Source organism: Lysinibacillus sp. NPDC056959 (genome assembly GCF_042674095.1).
In the GTDB taxonomy this organism is placed as follows: Bacteria; Bacillota; Bacilli; order Bacillales_A; family Planococcaceae; genus Lysinibacillus; species Lysinibacillus zambalensis.
In genome coordinates, this window is sequence record NZ_JBHURE010000028.1 from 1 (window position 1) to 20,265 (window position 20,265).

Here is a 20,265-nt window from a genome sequence, read left to right on the forward strand (position 1 = left end):
AAAGAAATTTGATTAGCTCAAATTGTTTTGCTGGCATCATGTTTGATGTCCAAAATTTTGTTTCGTTCACTAACTCAAGGTTAGCTACTAAAAACTTTATTGATTACGTTTTGCTTGTTCAGTTTTCAAGGTTCATTTCGTTGCCATTTTATCGGTAGCGAATTTATATAATATCACGTCGCGAACTCTGTGTCAACAACTTTTTTAACTTCGTTGTTTTTCAGTAGCTGTCTTAACGACTTGTATAATATTACACTCTTAATTATAAAAGGTCAACACTTTTCCTGAAAAAAGTTCATAGTTTTTCAATTCATTGAGAAGCTTCCTATATCATTATTAAGAAAACATTTTAATATTAGACTCACAATCTAAAGTTATTTAATGTTTTATTGTTATCTGTATTTGATAAACTTCTTATTTGGATCACTATGAAATTATTTTCAACCCTATATAATGGAGTCGAATGATGTTCCCTTAGAATTTTCTTTGAAAGAAAGGACTTACCCACCCTTATGTAGTTCGTCTATCTCCAACTGAAAATTCTCCGCTTCCTTATCTCTGGTGTTTGGACTTCATGCTGAACAAAAAAGTGAGGAGCGATGCATAAAGCGCATACTCCTGACTCTTCACCTATTGTTTTACATAATAGTCTATTTGTTGAGCCTTCATAAAGCCTGCCTTCTCATAAACAGAAAGCGCCTTTCTATTGTCAATTTCTACATCCAGCATGACGAATTTTGCACCAATTTTGCTCGCATAATCTTTAGAAAACGAAAGCATCGCAGTACCTATACCTTGCCCCTCATGCTTTGGATGAACTGCCAATGCTGTAACCCATTGAATTTCATTTTCCTGGGCAGTCGTTACTGTTCCAACAATTTCTCCATCTTTCCGTGCTACCCACAGCTTTCGTCCATTCGTTGATGTATTAAAAGTGATTAGCTCCTCAGACTCTTCAGGTAGGTCTCCAAACGCTACACTATAAATAGCAATCAGCTCTGCCTGTTCACCTGTATAAGGAATGATTTCGATATCTCTCTTTATTTCAACTGACTCTGCTTTTGTTTCTAAAGTGGCTTCTGAAAAGCTATATGTAAAGCCCTTCTTTTCAATAAACGTGTGTCCAAAAGGTGAGCCATCGATCACTACCGCCAATTGACCCTCTGCCCCTCGCTCCTCAAGACCTGCCTGTAAGACATCTACTAGAGCAGTTCCAATTCCTTTTTGACGGTACGTAGGTGTTACAACTAAAGACCATTCATATGTATGCAGCCCCATTAAATCTATTGCACTTGCTGCACCCACTAAGACATCTTTGTCATCTTCATAAGCAAGTACCATAAAGCCCTTCGTTTCAAAGGAACTCGCCATAGGCAAGCCCATAGCCGTTTCATAGACACGATAGTCATTTGTAGTCGCTTCTTCACACAATAATTTTAATTCATTTAATGTTTCCCCATCTAACGGAAAAGACACTGTCATCACTGAAATATTCATCATTTACTCCGTTCTTGTATCAAACTATCGCCCTATTGTAGCAAGAAAGAAAATAATCTTGCAACAAAATAAATTTGATACTTCTAATTATTAACAATTTTACTTCAAGTATAGTGAAATTAAAAGTTTTATATGATTATTGACGGTTATAATGACTGAAAGTTACTAGAATTAGGTGTGCATTTTTATACACACCCATTTTTCTGAACATCCGATTTCTACTGCGAATGAACGTCAAGTCGCCTCCTCACCTAAGCAAAATATCATCCATAAATCTTCTATCGGTGAATAATAAACCTCAATTTTCCTTTTTGTCATTATCCATAATTATACTATTTTTATAAATAAATTACATTTTAAATTTAAAATGATATGCTAGTTTCCAACTAAAAAAGAGCAATCCCAAAAATGTTGGAATCACTCTTACTTATGTTTGAGGAATGAAATTTATACATACATCGTTTCGTTCACCCTACTCATCAAGATGATGGGACGAAGATTGTAGCATCTGCGCATAAATGCCACCGGATTCCATTAACTCTTGTTGAGAGCCCGCTTCGACTAACTCACCTTTGTGCATTACAAGCACCATGTCGGCATTATGCACTGTATTTAAACGGTGAGCAATCACAAAGCTTGTACGTCCCTGCATTAACAGATCAAGAGCCTCTTGAATCGCAAGCTCCGTAACGGTATCAATACTACTTGTCGCCTCATCCAATAATAACACTTTCGGGTCTGCAATTAATGCTCGTGCAATGGACAATAACTGCTTTTGGCCTTGCGAAATGCCATTGCCATCTGCGGCAAGTACTGTGTCATAGCCATCCTTTAGCGACATGATAAATTCATGTGCATTTGCACGCTTTGCCGCTCCCTCTATCTCCTCATCACTAGCATCCAATCGACCATAACGAATATTTTCACGTACAGTTGCCTCAAACAAAAACGGATCCTGCAATACAAAGGCCATTTGTGAGCGCAATGCCTGTCGTTCTATTTGCTGAACGTTAACACCATCAAATAAAACCTCGCCCTTTGATACTTCATAAAATCTTGCAATCAGCTGCAAAATCGTTGTTTTGCCTGCTCCGGTAGCCCCGACTAGAGCGACCGTTTGTCCGGGCTCCACATTAAAATGAATGTCCTTTAACGTGTAAGCTTCCTCTTTTTGCTCATATTTAAAGGACACACGCTGAAAGCTTACCTGTCCTAATAGCTTATGCTTTTGCGCTGAAGCTGCCTCCTCTTCAGGCATTTCATCCAGTAGCGCAAATACACGTTCAGCACCAGCAATCGCTGACAGTACGGTATTAAATTGATTGGCTAAATCATTTAACGGTCGTGTAAATTGCCTTGCGTATTCTGTAAAAATAACAATGACGCCGATGGACACATGCCCATAAAGAGCAAGTACACCGCCAATACCAGCCACAATTGTAAAGCTCATATTGTTTAAAAAGTTCATGACCTTCGGAATATAGCCAGAGTATGTCTGTGCCCAAAAGCCCGTTCTTTTTAATCGTACACTTTTTTCGCGAAACTCCTCTTTCATTCGTTCTTCTTGTGAGAAAGCTTTCACAATTCTCTGACCCGAAATCGTCTCTTCAATCATGCCATTCAAAGCTCCGATAGCCGCCTGCTGTTCCTTAAATAATGGCGCGGTTCTCCGTGTGATCCAACGCATCGCCCAAAACATAATTGGTATAATCGTCATCGTTAATACCGTTAGTAAAGGGCTTAAACTTAGCATGATGATGACTGTTCCCGTCAATGTTAATACACTCGAAAACACTTGGATAAAGGAGCTATTTAATGTAGAACTAACAGCTTCAATATCATTCGTCATCCGACTCATTAATTCTCCATGCTGACGACGATCAAAAAAGGCTATCGGCAGTCTTTGGAAATGATTAAATACACTCGTTCGTAATCTATAAATGGTTTGTTGGGCAATACCAATCATCCAATAGTTTTGCAAAAATAACGATACGGCTAATAGCGCATAAATGCCGATTAACAGCCTAATCCCCTTCTCTAGTCCTGCAAGCTCTCCTTGCGTTACGTACATGTCAATCATTTTACCGATTACATACGGCCCAAGAAGAGCCAACAAGGAACTCACAAAAACAAGTAACAGTACGATTATTAGTAGTGCACGTTGTTCATCAACTATTTTCCATAAACGCAGTAGCGTGCTTTTCCAATTTGTCGCACGAGGTCCCTTCTTTTTCTTAACCGTTTGCTTCACATCATCCTTCGTCAAAATCGGCTCATAGCCAAAAGGTTTTTGGAAAAATCCCATTATTCCTCCACCTCCTGTTGGGAGATTGCGATTTTTTTATAGAGCGCTGACGTTTGCAGAAGCTCTTCATGCGTCCCGTATGCGACTACTTTTCCTGCATCGATGAGTAAAATACGATGTGCACTTTTCGCTGTGCGAATTTTTTGAGTGACGACTAACATGGTTGCTTGTTCTTCACTCAATGCTTCCCATAATGCCTGCTCCGTTTTCACATCAAGCGCACTTGTACTATCATCAAGCATCAATATATGCCCTTTTCTTAATAACGCTCTTGCAATCGATAATCTCTGTTTTTGACCACCTGAAAGATTGACACCCTTCTGCCCGACTCTTGTCTCGTAACCATTCGGGAAATCCTCCACAGAAGCATGAATTTGTGCTTGCATGGTCGCGTGTAGCACTGCATCCATTTCAGCCTCTGCATCGCCCCATCGAACATTATCAGCAATGCTTCCTGTAAATAATAAAGATTGTTGTGGTACATAGCCGATTGTTTCGCGTAGCTCTTGTAAATCCCATTGCTGTACATCTTTCCCCTCTACTACGATTTTGCCTTCAGTCACATCGTAGAAACGTGGGATAAGCTGTAATAGTGTTGATTTCCCTGCACCGGTTGCCCCCATAATGGCCAGCTTTTCACCCGATTTCACTCGAAAGCTTACATCAGAAAGCACAGGTGCGTCTCCCCCAGGATACGTAAAGCTTACATGCTCAAAAGCTAATTCCCCAACATTCAAGTCATTCGTTGATTTCTCTGAAGATGTTGGTAGTTCAACCTCATTTTCAGTCGAAAGGACCTCTGCCATTCGCTCTGCTGAAGCTTTTGCGCGCGCATAAAAAATAATAATAAAAGCAAACATCGAAAACGAGCCTGTCATACGCATGGCATAATTGACAATGGCCACTACATCTCCAAGTGGTGTTGTACCGGACGCTATTTGTTTTGTCCCAAACCACAGCACCGCGAGTAAGCTCATATTCATGATGAATAACAATACAGGCATAATATACTCCATTGTGCGTAGAGCTTTTACAGTATCTATTTTTAAGCGAGAGGCAACTTCGTCAAAACGAGAGGCTTCATATGCACCTCGTAAATAAGCTTTCACCAATCGAATAGCCTGTAAATTTTCCTGAAGTACTCGATTCAAACGATCTACTCTCTTTTGCACACGACCAAAATAAGACACGCCTTTTGCCACCATAACGATAAGAAAAATGAAAATAAGCGGTGCGCCAATCACTAGAAACAATGCTAGTTTAGCGTTTACAACAAAAGCCATAATGATGCTGCCAATAACGGCAAGTGGCGCACGAAGCATAATACGTAAACTCATAAATAGCACCGTTTGAACTTGCGTCACATCATTCGTTAACCTTGTTATAAGAGAAGCAGTTGAGAATTTTTGATAAGTAGCTAATGTAAAGGATTGTATTTTTTCAAACAATGCATTTCGTAAATCAAAGGAAAAGCTTTGTGCAGTATGAGATGAAAAATAGGAATTCACAACACCAGCTATAAAAGCTACGAAAGATAAGGCCAGTAACACCATTCCCCATTGCCAAATCATCCCTTGATTTTGAGCTTGTACTCCATCATCTATGATTTTCGCCATAACCAATGGCTGCGCGAGCTCCACAAACAATTCCAACAGCATTAAACTAAACGCGATGAATGCTGTCCATCTATAAGGCTTTACATAGGAAAAAACTTCTTTCATATTCTTCCCCCTTCTTCTTTATAAGGGAGTTCCATAAATTAACAAAGAACTACCATACTGTATTTTTTGCTTTCCCTTCACATATAGATAGGCAGCAAGCTAACGAGCACGCCTTACCAGAAAGGATGCTTGCCTCAACTGAAGCATATTAAAGCGATCATAAAGCGCGTAACCTTAAAATCTATGAAAACGAGCCACAGATTTGACTGCCAAATTCGACTAATCAAGCCTAATGCAGTCCTCCTAAAAGCATTCCCCAGCTGACATCAAGTAGAAACGCCTAGGAACGATGACATGAGACCAACCTCTACTCCCCACAATAAGACTTTGCTACTAACTATTAAAGCGTCAATTGAAGCATTCGTTAGTAGGAGGAACAAACCTACACCTGTATCCATAATCCCTATTACTTGATATTTTGCTGGACATTTCTTTAAACTAAGAGAGACATAAGCAACAACAACTATAAGTACCAAAAATTGTAACAACGTAGCGAATACAGTAATACTTCCGTTGATTGTAGCCAAATGTTGAAACATCTTTTCTAGTTAGCAATTAATATGTAAATAATATAATACCTGTAACCGATAAAACATAAAAAAGGTGCCACTACTACCTATAACATGCACCAGAGCCAATAAATACTATCCCTTTTAAATGTCACACATAATGCTCACTCCCTATATATATACTAAAAAATGTTATTTATCTTCAAATCTTTCCATGTTTTTCGCTAAAAAAGTCCCTATATTTTTTATTATCAAATATTTACAATCATATTCATAATGACTAATTCCTGATAATTAACTATAATAATAGTATATATAGATTACTCAAGGAGATCGAATAATCATGAGTCATATGCATAAATTATTTACCATTGATGAACATTATTTAAATTCACTTCCTTTTCCTGCAATTGTCATGAATCAAGATGGACAAGTTATTCATTTGGGAAAGCTTGCTGAACAGCTATTTGGTTTTTCAGCTACTACTATTAAAGAACATACCGCTTCATTCATTCACGAGAATTTACTACATCATCTTTCATTAGAAAAGTTTCAGACCATTTTACAAAATGATGACAGTACGTATATCAATCAAATTCAACTGAAAACGTATACAAACGAAGAAATTAACTCAGCGCTTCTAGCTAAACCATTTATTGAACAAGGAGAGCGTTTCATCCTTATGATGTTTATGCTACCAGAATTAATGATTAATTCTGTCTCAAATTGCGGTACTCTCGCAAAATTAAAACAAGGTTTAGACTCGACATTTATGACAGTAGTACTAGATCATGATGGGTTTATTTTAGAATGTAATGCTGAATTTCTAAAAACGAGTCAGTGGACACCAAAACGTGTAATTGGTAAAACGTTCTGGCAGCTGTTCCCTGATAATAAAGAAAGTGAAAAGATTACAAATACCATCTGGCGGAATTTAAACAATGGCCAAACGTGGCAAGGCGAAATCGAAAAAGTTACAAAAACAGGTCAATCTTATTGGGTACTACTCACAGCTATCCCAACATTTGATATCGAAACAAATGAACAACAATTTTTATTGATTGAAAAGGATATCACGAAGTCTAAGTCCATACAACATCAGCTTGAAAAAATCGCTTATATCGATACAGAAACAGGGCTTATGAATGCACACCGACTCGAAAAAGTGATTTCCAACATGATTGAGGATGAAAGACACTTCTCTTTCGTCTATTTAAGTATTGATAAATTTTATACATTAAAAGAGTTACATGATCAGCAAATTGATCAAAGTCTTATTGTAGAGTTTACAAATCGTATAAAAATGTACTTCCAAGATAGCACAATGGCACGTATTAACGAAAATGATTTTGTCGTGATTACGCCATTAAGTGAATGGTTCATTCAAGGCTTCCTGTCTTACTTACAACAACATCCAATTTATAACAGTAATGTAGCTGTCCCTATTTCTATTAGTGGCGGAATTACACGTTATCCAGAGGATCAAACTACATTCTCCCAACTAATGAAGGCATCTATTGCTACTATTACAACTGTCCGTGAGGCCGGTGGCGATAAAATCGTCTCCCTATCAAAAGCAACACATAAAGCATTAAATCGTAAAGCTTTAATTGAAAAACGTTTACTTCAGGCTCTTGACCAAAAAAATCTAAAAGTCCTCTATCAGCCGCAAATTGATGTTACTTCAGGTAAAATCACAGCTGCAGAAGCACTAGTTCGTTGGGAAGATGAAGTAATAGGCGTTGTCTCACCAGATGAGCTCATTCCAATTGCGGAGGAAACAGGTCTTATTAATAATATCGGTTCCTTTATGCTAGAAAAAGCTTGTGAACAAGCACTAATCTGGAAAAAAGCTGGTCTTGATTTAAAAGTATCTATTAACTCTTCTGTACGTGAATTCCGTGATAAAAACATGGCAAAGTCCATTCTTGAAACGTTAGCGAAAACAGGTTGTCCAGCCAACCTAATTCAAATCGAAATTACCGAGAAATTTGCCCTCGAAGCAGAAGCTGCTAGCTTTATCACACAGCAAATGCGTAAGCTTGAAAATGAAGGAATTGCCTTTATACTAGATGATTTCGGTACCGGATATGGCTCATTTAGATATATGCAAATTTTACCGATCGATACATTGAAAATCGATAAAACATTTACAAGTTCTCTATTAAAATCTGAGAAAACCCAAAAGCTCATGAACGGTATGGTGCAACTCGGAAAATCTATGGAACTTAAAGTTGTCGCAGAAGGTGTCGAAACAGCTGAACAGGCAGATCTTTTGATTTCTTATGGCTGTGATGCGATTCAAGGTTACTATATTAGTAAGCCAATTCACGCTGAGGAAATTGAAGCATTATTGGTAAAATAGTTAATTTAAAAAGGAGGTTACGTGTAAAACGTAACCTCCTTCTTTTTATTTGTTTTATCTAGCATGCTGTTCCTTACATTTGATGTAAAGCCTTATTTCTTATAAACCTTTTTAAATGTCGCCTTTCCATTACGGACAGAACGGAAAATAAGCTGTATCAGCACCTCAGCAAATACAAGTCCGATCACGATGGCACCTGTAATTAAAAATGCCTTTAATCCATATTGTAGCCCTTGTATATAATCATCCTCTACAACATTTCTCATTGCATTATAAGCCATGCCTCCCGGAACTAACGGAATAATCCCACCGACAATAAAAATAATCATTGGCATTTTGAAGCGCCGCGCATACAAATGGGAAACGATCGCAATGACGAAAGCGCTAAAGAATGAGGCATTTACTACATCCATACCATGCTCTGTTAGGGCGAAGTAAATCATCCAGCCTACTACCCCAACAAAACCACAATAAATGAGGTTTTTTCTAGGTACATTAAAAATAACGCCGATCCCCGCCGTCGCAAAAAAGCTAAGAATCAACTGTGTAATATAATCCATGTCGTCTGCCTCCTAAAACGATAGCGTGACGGCAATAGCTGCACCAATTGCAAAAGCTGTTAAAAAGGCTTCTACGCCCTTCGCCATCCCTGACATAAAATGACCTGCTATTAAATCTCGAACTGCATTCGTAATCAAAATACCTGGTACTAGTGGCATAACGGAGCTAATAACAATTTTATCTATTTCCGTACCATGGCCATATTTCACTGAAAAGACAGCAATCGTTCCTACTACTAACGAAGCTGTAAATTCTGCGAAAAATTTTACTTTTGTTAAATCATTTATCAATAAAAGCACTAGGAAGCCTAACCCCCCTGCCAAACAGGCAAAAAGGAAATCAGACCATCCCCCCTTAAACATTATAAGGAAACAACCACTCGCAAGAGCCGCTGATATGACTTGAATATATGTGGGTAAAAAATAATTTGTTTTTTGTATCGACTTTAGCTCGTCATAAGCTTCTTCTAATGTTATCATGTGAGATGTGAGTCTCCGAGATACTGAATTTACCAAGGCTATTTTTTGTAAATCTGTTACCCTGTTGGAAATCGATGTAATTCTCGTTGGCTGTGTCTTGCCTAACGAAAAAATGATTCCTGTAGGTGTGGTATAACATTGCGCATCCAGCATATTTTGAGAATGTGCCATACGTAGCATTGTATCCTCCACACGATATGTTTCTGCACCACTTTCAATCATAATTCGCCCCGCAAGCAATAAGCAGTCAATCGTAAATTCATTATCCACTTCATGTAAAACCATTACAGTTAACTACCTCCTTTAAAAGGTTCCTTGCCAATAGTATCGAACTGCAAATAAAAACTCAACTAAAATTTCAACTTTTAACACAAAAGTATTTTAGCTTTCATATGATAAAAATGATAAGCTAATGAGTCATTTATTCATGAGGATTGTTTCATACAAATTTATAGCAAAACTTCGTAGATTCGTATAACTTTTTCAATGACTAACACGTCTGATTTGTATAGAAAAATAAATACGGAAAGGAGCGTATCCATCAAAATGCCGGAACGCAGAAAAAAACGCGGCCCAATGATTGATTTCCTATTAATTGGCCTCATCATTTCATTAACGACTATTATTTTAGTCATTATCCTATCAAAGGATGACTTTAAGTTTCAAAAAATCAGTGCTTCAAAAGAGACAAATTCAGATTCAATAACGAGTAACCTATCCACTGAAAGCTCTGCGTTTCCAGGTATACGTATTGTAACCGATGTTTCAAATGATAAGCGAACTCCTTTTGCTATTCACTATCCAGAAACAGATAATAAAGCTTTTAACGATGCTGTACTACAGTACATAACGGATTCAAAAGAAAACTATCTGTCATCTATGAAAAAAAATAAAGATAAAGAGGCAATGGGTGAGCTGAATATTAGTTTGGAAACTTTCCCATACCAGAAGCACTACTATTCGTTTGTGCTAACAAAAACGTTGTATACAGGTGGAGCCAATCCCGAGATTTCAACAAAAACATTCTTTATCAATCATGAAACTGGTAAATTAATTTCCATTGAAACATTGTTAAATAACGACGAAAACAACTTATCGGCATTAGCTACTTATGTACGTAAGGACTTACAACAAAATCCCAAGTTAAAGGAAGAGCTTTTCAAGGATGATGTAATCAAGTCAACTGAACCGAAGTGGTCTAACTTCCATAGGTTTGCTATCGTTGATAATTCGTTACAATTCTATTTTGATGAGTATGAGATTGCTAGCGGAGCGGCCGGTCCACAAACTGTGAAGCTTCCCCTTTCACTTATCAATCCGTTGTTAGCATCTGAATTCCAGATTGCTATGGAAAAACCGACGAAGCCAGTTATTGTAGGTGATCCAAACAAAAAACGTATTGCCTTAACTTTTGATGATGGTCCACATCCAAAGGTTACTGAACAGATTTTAAATACGCTCGATAAATATAATGCAAAAGCTACCTTCTTTATGCTTGGTAGTCGCGTACAATATTACCCTGATATCGCAAGAGATGTACTTGCAAGGGGACATGAAATCGGTAATCATTCATGGGACCATCCTGTATTAACAAAACTGTCTCTAGAGCAGGCAGTCAATCAGTATACATCTACATTTGGGGAAATTGAGAAGGCCATTAATCACAAGCCAACTGTATTTAGACCACCGTATGGCGCAACGAACGATACGATTAACGCTCAAATTCCAATTCCTGTTGTTTTATGGTCAATCGATACATTAGACTGGAAGCATCGCAATGCGCAACAGCTTCTACCTCATGTTAAAAATAATTTACACAATAACGCCATTGTCTTAATGCATGATATTCATCAATCGACTGCAGACGGTCTTGATGCTGTACTTGCTTATTTACAAGGGCAAGGCTATGAATTCGTGACAGTATCGGAAATTCTTCCATATCGTCAAAAATAATTAAAGAAAAAGTCCAATGAACTCAAAGTTTATTGGACTTTTTTGTGTTAAAAAACTTAATTTCAATAAAAAAATGAGCCTCTTTGGCAAAACGAGGGGTTGATTTCCGTTCCGACTGGGCGCTTTGCCGCTGACGCTTCGCTTTCGCGCAGAGCAGAGCTTCCTGGGGGCGTCCGATGAGCCGCTTCACTCGCGCTGCTCGCTCCAGGGTCTCGGGCCAACACGATGTTGGTCACGAAGGCGTTATCACAGGACGTGATGGTTTTAGCCTTCGTTCCTCTATTACTAATCCCCAAGGAGTCGCCCAGTCTTCACTCCAATCAACCTTTACATTTAGCTTATATCTTCTGATTATAGTGACAAAGCGAAACCTCAGTAATAGAGTTTTTTTGTACGAAGGCGAAGTGGCAGCAACAACAGGTGTACAATCGCTTTCACTGTTATAAGTCTATTCTGATCGATGATGGTGAGTAAAAAATCTTTCACTTTTTAACATTAAATTAAATTTATAAAAAATTCTACGTTATTGCTGATTGGAGCGGAAGGCTACTCGACTCCCGTGGGAAAGCGAGACAGGTGAGACCCTGCGCGGAGCACAAGCGGAGGAAGCGGCTCGATGCTCGCCCACAGGAAAGCGAGTAGCCTGGAACGGAAATCACCCCCTCGTTCTACAGAAGTTCATCGACATAATAGTTTTTCATCAACATGAAAAGTCCAATAAACTCACCTTAAGTTTATTGGACTCTTTTCATTATTTAATTGTTAATGTATCCAGTGGTTTGAAGTCTTTTAGTTGGTAACTCTTTACTTCATTGCGAGCTACTGTGTAAAGCGCGTCGTCTATATAGACTACTCGCTGTACAAGCTGCTCCCAGTTTTCATACGGATCGCCCTTACTTTTATTAATGATATTTCCTTTGAGAACGATGCCTTTATCTGCAGTGATTTCATAGATTTGTGCGCCTTGACCTTTGTAGACAATTTCATCGCCCTTTCCTGCATCATACAAGACAACTGGGAAACCAAAGTAATTGTATTCCTTGTTGCGGAATAACGCTTTAGGGTTGTATTGAACATCGGAATACGAGCCTTTGCCACCGATTTTTACGGTTGATTGTTCCTTTGGATGTTTGTAATCTGACACATCAAATAATGACATTTTCATATTTGTTGTCACCGTAAAATTACGTTTCGTATAGGCATCATAGCGTTGCTCCGTATCATAACCAATGCCGATTAAATGGGTATCGTCTAATGGGTGTAAATAGTTACTAAAGCCTGGAATTTTTAGCTCCCCTAGCACAGTTGGCTTTTTCGGGTTTGCTACATCAATTACAAACAGTGGATCCACTTGCTTGAATGTTACTACATATGCTTTTTCGCCCATAAAGCGTGCAGAATACACTTTTTCACCAGGAGCTAAATCTTTTACAGCACCGAGCTGCTGTAATTTATTATCTAAAATAAATAGGTGATTTTTTGATATTTGTTGTTCATCCCATGCATTTCCTTCCGTTGTAACGATACGGAAATTACCTTTATATTCATCCATCGAGTATTGATTTAACACGGATCCTTTTACTTCCGTAGTACCTACAAAATTCATGTCAGTTCCATCAACATTCCATTTAAAAACTTGGGTATTCGTTGTTCTTGGCATCCAGATTCTATCCATAATGATGCCAGCAGCAGGCACGATATTTCCGTCATAAATAGGTGTTGTTAAATAAAGTGCATTCTCCGACATATAAAGTCCACTACTACCACCTAAGTATCCTTTCGTATTCGCCGTTTTCTGAGCACCATTTTTTAAGTCCACCGCTGTCATTAAGCTATATGTTCCATCCATTGTATTTGGTAAAATAGAAATTTTCTCTAGAGGTAAACTTTTATATTCTTTTCCTTCTACACTATCATATGTTTTCGGTTTTAAATCTGGCGCTTTTTCCTCTCTAAGCATCCAATAATTCGGATGCATATTACCGATTAAATATAATGTGTCATTTGTAATTCGAATATCTTGTAAATACCCCTCTTGCCCCACTTCACGTATAAGCTTTGGATTTTTTGGATTTGAAATATCATATAAAGAAGCTTTCGTCATGCTCGTGCCTATTTTTTCTAAATATTCATCGCTAATTGCTATTAATAAATGGTCGTATACTGCTAGCTTCGAAATATATTGAGTTTCCTTCATCTTGATCGTTGTTGCTAGCTTTAAATTTTTCGGATCTTTAGCATCCACTACCGTAATGTTCTGATCTTTGACAGCGTAAATATAGCCATCTTTGACAACGACTATATCACCCTCCTCCACGCCTTCGACCTGATTATTCGTTGTTGAGGAGTCGTTCGCACTAGATTTCTCATCTTTCGCCGAAACTTCTGTAGTTACTTCATATTCCCGCTCTTTTTTTGAATTAGCTAAAAGTGTTTCAAAATATTGTTGTAGTTCTTTTTCTGATTTGACGGCTTCCAATTTTTCAATGATGGTGAACGCTACTTCTTGCGATGCTGTTTTAGGACCACCTAGTACAAAAGCTTCTTTCTTCACATGTAATTTATAGCTGCCGGGTGCTAAATCGCTAATGAGAATGGTCTTGTTATCCTCTGCTAATGAGACAGTTGCTGTTACCTTTTGATTTTTGCTATTCGTTACGTAAACATTGTCTTCCGTTATTTTGCTTGCCTTTAGTGCCTTCGTAAAGGATACTTGCCAGCTATGAGTTGTATTACTTTCACTTGCAGTCCGTGCCTCCACTTTTGGGGTCGACATGAGCGTAAAAATTCCTGGCAAAATAGCTAGTACGAAGATGATTAGCAATGCTAGCCACTTATTTTTCATTATTTTTCCTACCTTTCATAAAGTTGTTTATTATTTAGACTACTTAAGAGCGGAAGAGTTACATTATTCTGAAATTTTTTCTTAATAAAAAACGAGAGGACGTGAATCCCTCTCGTTTTCAAATTACCTTCTACTATTGTACTGTTACTGAATATGCACCATTTTCATTATCATATTTATAAATGTATAAATAATATTTGCCTGGTTTCGCATTATATTTACCTTTTATACTATTTCCGTCTTCCTGTCCATATGCTACGTAATTTCGCATATCAGACTCATGACAAAGCACCCATGTCATGCCAATTTGATTTTCATTCAGGACAGAAATATCGATTTCTTTTGGAGACGTAACATCGAATGTGTATACATCCGTATGATCATCTTCCATCAAGCTACCTTTTAAAGACTTATTAAATGGAATCATATTCGCTTCTTCTGGACGATTATTTGGTTCTAGCTCTATTTGTGCACTATTTTGTACGTTTACTGTATATGTCCCATTTTCTTTATCAAATTTATAAATATATAAATAATACTTTCCTGGCTCTGCATGAAGTTTACCTTCTATACTATTTCCATCTTCCTGTCCATATGCTACATAATTTTGCTTATCAGACTCATGATAAAGCACCCATGTCATGCCGATTTGATTTTCATTTAAGACAGAAATATCGATTTCTTCTGGAGACGTTACTTCGAATGTGTATGCATCCGTATCATCATCACCAACCAAATCACCTTTTAGAGGTGTATTAAATGGAATGTTCTTCGCTTCTTCTGGATGAGGATTCTCTGTTTGTGCACCCTTCCGTACAGATACAATTGTACGATCTTTACTTTCTATTCCCTTATCATTTTTCACTGTTAATGTCACATTATATGTGCCTTCTTTTTCGTATACATGAGTAGGGTTTGCCTCGTCACTTGTTTTACCATCACCAAAATCCCAAAGGTAAGAAACAATTTCTCCATCCTTATCTTTTGAACCATCGCTCTTGAACTGGATTTCTTCATTTTCGACCCCAGCATATGGACCATTGATATTTACAATAGGTGCTTGATGATCTCCTTCATCCGTCGCAACGCCATGGAAAACAATATCATATTCAAACTGGTTTGCCGCGTTCACACGGTAGTTTACAAAATACGCTGTCACTGTTTTATAGCCGCTCCACTCTTTTTGCGACAGTTGCTCCAATACTTGGTTCACTTGCTTACTCATCGTTTTCCAATCTTCGGATTCACCTTGTGTTTCACTACCTACATACGTACCTTCGAGTGTAAATGTATTAAAGAATTGAGACTTATGTTTTGTCATTTTTACATCTTTAACGTTAGCAACTCCGGCAATTTCTTGCTCCACTTCTTTTAACGCTTTTGGTTTATGTTGCACTAAATAATCTTCTGTTACTTGTGGCACCTCGTATTTTTCTTGATTATCAATCAATTGCTGCATATAGGCTTGATATTCCGTATTCAGTTGTGGATCATTACTTAAAGAGTCACGATACACATCATAATTTTTCACATCGTTCGCACGAATTAAATCTTGAATTCTATCAAATGTATCAAATTGATGAGTATACATATAAGACTGTAGCGCAAATGAGTAATTATAAAAATCCCATGATCCATATTTAGCAAACAATGTCTGTTTTGCTGTATAACGTTGTGATGGGTCATCTGATAATCCACTAATAATACTCTTACGTGGAACAACATCATTTGTTCGCGTTGATCCTGCAAAGAATTCTGCATTTCCTTCCTGGAACCATGTTAGTCGCTCATTTTGGTACATATCACCTGTTCCGAATAAGCCAGGAACCTCGTATCTTCCTTGTAAATAATGAGTAAATTCATGGCGGAACAACTCTTCTAAACTATAAATACTTTGCTCTGGCGTACGTTCATATGTAAAGAACGTTCCAGTCTCTTCAATATAAATACCACCATTATTTGTTTCATAGCCGTACAATTGACGGTTTAATGAATATTGATCTGGAGAGTTATAAATGACAACTGTTAACACATCGTCAGCATTGCCTGGCTCTAATGCTTTATCATTCCCAATGACACGGTGATATTGTGCTTTTACTTCTTTTGCAGCCCAGTATAATCTTTGAATTTTGTCTTCTGTTACTTGATCTCCCGTCTTAAATACAATTGATCCATTATCAAATGTATATGTTTTCGGTAAATACTGCTTCTTGCCCTCTTCACGCATTTTCTCTAAATCTACTGTATTTCCACTATAATCTTTTCCACCATAATTTGTAGTAAGTTGCTCTACTGCCACGAAGTAAGCTTCACTTAAATATGGGTACATATGCATTGCTTGTGTAACAACTTCTAAACCTTTATCCGGATTACTATGGAATACTCCTAAACGCCCTGCATAATAAATGCCATTATTGATTAACCAACTATTGTTATCTGTTACCTTGTGTATAAGCGCAATGTTATTCACTTCGTTGATGAAACTATCAATCTTTCCAGCCCACATCGTCGTATTCGCTTCTTTACCTGACTGATGCAAGTACGACTGCAAGTCATAATCAATTCCATGTATTAAATCATAGATTGCTTGCCCTTTTAAAGAATCGCTTTCATATGTAGAGAGATTTTCGTTATACTGTTTTAAAATCTTCGCAGCATACTGAACTGTTTCTGCATCACTAGAAGCATTACCTATTAATTTCCCATAGGCAGATACCACTTTATCTTGCTCATCTGTACCAAGTTTAAAGTTCGGATTTTTAGCCATTTCCTTTAATGCTGGCAAACACTGATCTTTGAAACTTCTCTCATTTAAATAACCTAATTCGCTATTATAAAATCCTAAATAAAAAGCAGAACGCAATACCTCAACAAATGTTTCAATACTTTTTGAATCATCTTTCGTAAAAGAACTTCCTCTTTTCCCTAATTCATTGATGATCACTTGCATGCGCTCTTTATTTTGATAAAAAGCTTTTGTATCCTCATTGAATTGGAATAAGTCAGTAATTTGATACCAGCGAATATGTTCTAGCGTATCAATAAGCTCACTATCACTCATTTTATTAAGCTCTGCCGTCGAGTACTGCTCTTGCAATTGCTTCGTTTCAGCAAGCTTTATAGTTGGAGCTGGGTGTTCCGAAAAATCGCCAATTTCCAAACGTTTTTCAAATGACAATGTTTCATCAGCCGTCGTAGAATGTGTAACTTCATCATTCGAAGTCACTATGCCGGCAGGCTTCATTTGTAATACATTATAAGGCGTTTTTTCTGCTGCTGATGCTTCTGCTTGTAACGCTCCGAACGACAGTGCCATTGTACTTACTCCAAGTAACACTTGATTTAGTTTTAATTTTTTCTTCATAAAAATCCTCCTATAGTACTACATTTAAAACTCGGTAATACGTTGATTATTTAGAACTATATCACCTTTTTAAAAATACCATATTATGAGAGCAAAGCAACATTAAATGTTATATTATAACAATATTTTCTAGTATAATTTGAACGTTAGGACACAATTGGAGCATAAAATTGGTTTCATTGTAACAAAACGGAATATTTTACTTGGACATAAAAAAAGAACCCGAAATTCGGATTCTTTTTTATGTTTAATTTTTGATAAAACACTTACTCTTCAAATGGCCATTTCGGTAGCATTTTCGCTAATGGCTTATCTTGGCGAGTTCCTAATACATAGTCCGCCTGCATAATTGTATGAATCTCCCGCGTGCCTTCATAAATAACAGGTGCTTTTGAATTACGCAAATAACGGGCGACTGGATATTCATCCGAATAACCATATGCTCCATAAATTTGCACGGCATCATCCGCAGCTTTATTGGCAAAATCACAAGCCTGCCACTTTGCTAATGATGTCTCTCGCGTATTACGTACACCTTTGTTTTTTAATTCTCCAACACGATAGACTAGCAAGCGGCTCATTTGATAGCCCGCCTCCATTTTGGCAACCATTTGCCCTACTAGCTGGTGCTCACCAATAGGCTTTCCAAATGTTTCGCGTTCATGACAGTATTTCACACTCGCCTCGAGACACGCTTGAATGAGACCAACAGCGCCAGCAGCTACGGTAAAACGACCATTATCTAACGCGGACATTGCAATTTTAAAGCCTTCTCCTTCTTCTCCTAGACGATTCTCTACAGGTATACGTAGATTTTCAAAAAAGAGCTCACCAGTGTTACCAGCACGAATACCGTATTTACCTTTAATTGCCTTCGACGTAAAGCCCGCCATAGAACGCTCTACGATAAATGCACTAATGCCATGATGCTTCTTCGATTTATCCGTGTAGGCAAAAACGATAAAATGGTCTGCTATATCACATAAGGAAATCCATGTTTTCTGCCCATTTAATACGTAAAAGTCTCCATCCCTTATAGCGGTCGTAGACATAGCAGCTACATCTGACCCCGCTCCAGGCTCTGTTAAACCGAACGCACCAATCCGAACACCTTTCGCCTGCGGAATAAGATATCGCTGTTTTTGAACCTCTGTTCCCCATTGCATTAAGGTCATACTATTCAGGCCTGTATGAACGGAAACAGCTGTACGAAATGCTGTATCTCCACGTTCAAGCTCTTCACAAACGATGGCGAGTGCATTGTAATCCATACCACTGCCACCGTATCGTTCTGGGACACAAACGCCCATTAAGCCAAGCTCAGCTAGCCTTGACCAAATCTTCGGATCGAAGCCACCTTCAGCATCCCACTTCGCAATATGTGGAAGTATTTCATCATCCACAAACTTCCGTACTGTTTTACGTAACATTTCCTGCTCAGTGGTAAATTCGAAATTCATGACCGAGCACCTACCATTTCACGATCATTGCAGACGTATGAGACGTTTCTTTAATAACTACACCACGTTTAGCCATTTCTTCAATATAAATGTCGCCCGGTACAATTGATTCAGGTGCAAATACACCGCGCTCTGTAATTTTATTTTCTCCAATCATTTGAGCAACGACAGAAATTGTATTGGCTGTTGAGCGAGCCATAGCTGTTTCATTAATCGTCATATCTTTAGTTACGACCATTTCGTACTCATACGTCACTTGTTGCTGTGCCTTTTCACCCGCTACAATAACACGCAATAGCACGGCATCTGGTTTTGTACCAAGCTCAAGTTTCTTTTTAAGTGCTTCACGAACAACTGGACGTACAGAAACCTCTTGATTTTCTACCTCTACCTTATTGCTAGCATCGAGGAATCCTAAATCTGCTAATAGCTTAAATTTCTCTGCATGGCCTTTATAACGAATTGTTTTATATTCTAATGTTTGGACATTTGGGAATGTCTTATCCAACGTCGATATACCGCCAGATGTATAAAATGCCTCAAGCACACCAAAATCTTTGAAATAAATAGGTTCAACGCCTGATAATGACGGAACTTCTTGAAGTTTACCTTTTAGAATCACTTTTGATGGCTCTGTATAATGATCAAAGACACCATCTAAAGAAAATACGCGTGTATAGTGAAGAGGTGGCTTCGGCTCTGTAGGAATACCGCCTACAAATAGTTTAATAGATTCTACCTCATCTAATTTCGAAGCACCATAACCCGCTAAAATGTTGACCATACCCGGAGCAACACCCAAATCCGGAATAATCGTTACACCTTTTGCTTTTGCTTCTTCGTCGAGATTTAATATTTTTTCTGTGACGCCGCCAATATGACCACCTAAATCCACAGAATGAACACCCGCCGCGATAGCTGCTCTTGCTACACGCTCATTAAAGGCATAAAACAATGCATTAACGACTACGTCGCCTTTTGAAATAACCTCCATTAACGAGTCATCGCGCTCAGCATGAAGCTCCACAACCTGAATTTTATCTGTGTTTAACGAGTCTACAAAGTCCTGCGCTATTTTTACGTCAATATCCCCTAAAAATACACACTCCACTTTGCTATTTTTTATTAAATCGCGAGCTACCTCTTTACCCATTAAACCTGCACCTAATACAACAACTTTCATCAAGAACATCCCCTTTCATTGAT

At 37.9% G+C, this 20,265-nt stretch carries 12 protein-coding genes; 2 read left to right on the top strand and 10 right to left on the bottom strand.

Annotation, left to right across the window (positions count from 1 at the left end; all coding sequences use genetic code 11):
- Positions 1–630: 630 nt before the first annotated feature.
- The 4 genes from ACFTQ7_RS21540 to ACFTQ7_RS21555 all read right to left on the bottom strand — a co-directional run bounded on the left by ACFTQ7_RS21540 (position 631) and on the right by ACFTQ7_RS21555 (position 6,050).
- On the bottom strand, positions 631–1,500 hold the full coding sequence (locus ACFTQ7_RS21540; RefSeq protein WP_386830979.1) for a GNAT family N-acetyltransferase: 870 nt from the start codon (positions 1,498–1,500) through the stop codon (positions 631–633).
- A gap of 469 nt (positions 1,501–1,969) precedes the next feature.
- Positions 1,970–3,802, bottom strand: coding sequence for an ABC transporter ATP-binding protein (locus ACFTQ7_RS21545; protein WP_386830981.1), 1,833 nt, complete (start codon positions 3,800–3,802; stop codon positions 1,970–1,972).
- Complete coding sequence (locus tag ACFTQ7_RS21550; protein ID WP_386830983.1) at positions 3,802–5,523, bottom strand: ABC transporter ATP-binding protein; 1,722 nt, start codon at positions 5,521–5,523, stop codon at positions 3,802–3,804. Before ACFTQ7_RS21550 ends, ACFTQ7_RS21545 begins: the two co-directional genes overlap by 1 nt.
- Positions 5,524–5,789: 266 nt before the next feature.
- Positions 5,790–6,050: a hypothetical protein gene (locus ACFTQ7_RS21555; protein ID WP_386830985.1), complete on the bottom strand. Its 261-nt coding sequence runs from the start codon at positions 6,048–6,050 to the stop codon at positions 5,790–5,792.
- 325 nt (positions 6,051–6,375) lie between these two features.
- Between ACFTQ7_RS21555 and ACFTQ7_RS21560 the strand changes: the two genes are divergently transcribed.
- Positions 6,376–8,397 carry an EAL domain-containing protein gene (locus ACFTQ7_RS21560; protein WP_386830987.1) on the top strand — a complete coding sequence of 674 codons (2,022 nt, stop codon included), beginning with the start codon at positions 6,376–6,378 and terminating at the stop codon, positions 8,395–8,397.
- A 92-nt stretch (positions 8,398–8,489) separates the two neighbouring features.
- On the opposite strand, the gene ACFTQ7_RS21565 is transcribed toward ACFTQ7_RS21560, so the two are convergent.
- Both ACFTQ7_RS21565 and ACFTQ7_RS21570 read right to left on the bottom strand, forming a co-directional pair.
- A complete protein-coding gene (locus tag ACFTQ7_RS21565) occupies positions 8,490–8,957 on the bottom strand; it encodes a threonine/serine exporter family protein (protein WP_386830989.1) in 468 nt (155 codons plus the stop codon).
- A 12-nt stretch (positions 8,958–8,969) separates the two neighbouring features.
- Complete coding sequence (locus ACFTQ7_RS21570) at positions 8,970–9,722, bottom strand: threonine/serine exporter family protein (protein ID WP_386830991.1); 753 nt, start codon at positions 9,720–9,722, stop codon at positions 8,970–8,972.
- Between the two features lie 261 nt (positions 9,723–9,983).
- Here ACFTQ7_RS21570 and ACFTQ7_RS21575 point away from each other — a divergent pair, with 261 nt between their 5' ends.
- Entirely contained in the window at positions 9,984–11,390 is a 1,407-nt protein-coding gene (locus ACFTQ7_RS21575; protein WP_386830993.1) for a polysaccharide deacetylase family protein, read from the top strand.
- Positions 11,391–12,141: 751 nt separating this feature from the next.
- Here ACFTQ7_RS21575 and ACFTQ7_RS21580 read toward each other — a convergent pair.
- The 4 genes from ACFTQ7_RS21580 to ACFTQ7_RS21600 form a co-directional block, all read right to left on the bottom strand.
- The gene (locus ACFTQ7_RS21580; RefSeq protein ID WP_386830995.1) at positions 12,142–14,235 is read right to left on the bottom strand and encodes a beta-propeller domain-containing protein; all 2,094 of its coding nucleotides are present in this window, start codon (positions 14,233–14,235) and stop codon (positions 12,142–12,144) included.
- 133 nt (positions 14,236–14,368) lie between these two features.
- Positions 14,369–17,599, bottom strand: a complete 3,231-nt coding sequence (locus ACFTQ7_RS21590; RefSeq protein ID WP_483869442.1) for a collagenase — start codon at positions 17,597–17,599, stop codon at positions 14,369–14,371.
- A gap of 266 nt (positions 17,600–17,865) precedes the next feature.
- Entirely contained in the window at positions 17,866–19,059 is a 1,194-nt protein-coding gene (locus tag ACFTQ7_RS21595) for an acyl-CoA dehydrogenase family protein (protein ID WP_386830997.1), read from the bottom strand.
- Between the two features lie 10 nt (positions 19,060–19,069).
- On the bottom strand, positions 19,070–20,242 hold the full coding sequence (locus tag ACFTQ7_RS21600) for a saccharopine dehydrogenase family protein (RefSeq protein WP_386830999.1): 1,173 nt from the start codon (positions 20,240–20,242) through the stop codon (positions 19,070–19,072).
- Positions 20,243–20,265 lie beyond the last annotated feature (23 nt).

Bases quoted from the DNA above. Each gene is read 5' to 3' on its own strand.
- ACFTQ7_RS21540 (WP_386830979.1), bottom strand. From the start codon at position 1,500: ATGATGAATATTTCAGTGATGACAGTGTCTTTTCCGTTAGATGGGGAA.
- ACFTQ7_RS21545 (WP_386830981.1), bottom strand. From the start codon at position 3,802: ATGGGATTTTTCCAAAAACCTTTTGGCTATGAGCCGATTTTGACGAAG.
- ACFTQ7_RS21550 (WP_386830983.1), bottom strand. From the start codon at position 5,523: ATGAAAGAAGTTTTTTCCTATGTAAAGCCTTATAGATGGACAGCATTC.
- ACFTQ7_RS21560 (WP_386830987.1), top strand. From the start codon at position 6,376: ATGAGTCATATGCATAAATTATTTACCATTGATGAACATTATTTAAAT.
- ACFTQ7_RS21565 (WP_386830989.1), bottom strand. From the start codon at position 8,957: ATGGATTATATTACACAGTTGATTCTTAGCTTTTTTGCGACGGCGGGG.
- ACFTQ7_RS21570 (WP_386830991.1), bottom strand. From the start codon at position 9,722: ATGGTTTTACATGAAGTGGATAATGAATTTACGATTGACTGCTTATTG.
- ACFTQ7_RS21575 (WP_386830993.1), top strand. From the start codon at position 9,984: ATGCCGGAACGCAGAAAAAAACGCGGCCCAATGATTGATTTCCTATTA.
- ACFTQ7_RS21580 (WP_386830995.1), bottom strand. From the start codon at position 14,235: ATGAAAAATAAGTGGCTAGCATTGCTAATCATCTTCGTACTAGCTATT.
- ACFTQ7_RS21590 (WP_483869442.1), bottom strand. From the start codon at position 17,599: ATGAAGAAAAAATTAAAACTAAATCAAGTGTTACTTGGAGTAAGTACA.
- ACFTQ7_RS21595 (WP_386830997.1), bottom strand. From the start codon at position 19,059: ATGAATTTCGAATTTACCACTGAGCAGGAAATGTTACGTAAAACAGTA.
- ACFTQ7_RS21600 (WP_386830999.1), bottom strand. From the start codon at position 20,242: ATGAAAGTTGTTGTATTAGGTGCAGGTTTAATGGGTAAAGAGGTAGCT.